Annotated in this window: 1 protein-coding gene; it reads right to left on the bottom strand. The window is 74.0% G+C overall.

Annotated elements, in window-relative coordinates; genetic code table 11:
- Positions 1–207: hypothetical protein (locus IF02_RS35850; protein ID WP_267880935.1), on the bottom strand; the 207-nt coding region annotated here is incomplete at its 3' end.
- Positions 208–223: the final 16 nt, after the last annotated feature.

Genomic DNA, 223 nt, shown 5'->3' with positions numbered 1-223 from the left:
CACCGCGGTCGTCGCGGCGCGGGTAGGACGGGCGGTCCCCACCACGGTCGTCACGACCGCCGCGGAAACCACCGCGGTCGTCATCGCGACGCGGGTACGAGGGACGCCCACCGCGGTCGTCGTCACGGCGCGGGTACGACGGACGGTCGCCACCGCGGTCATCGCGACGGAAACCGCCACCAGAAGGCCGGTCACCACGGTCGTCACGACGGAAACCGCCGCC

This window comes from Streptomyces sp. NRRL S-244, assembly GCF_000717915.1.
Lineage (GTDB): Bacteria > Actinomycetota > Actinomycetes > Streptomycetales > Streptomycetaceae > Streptomyces.
The sequence above is the reverse complement of the archived record's forward strand: the minus strand, read 5'-3'. Positions and strand labels throughout refer to the sequence as shown.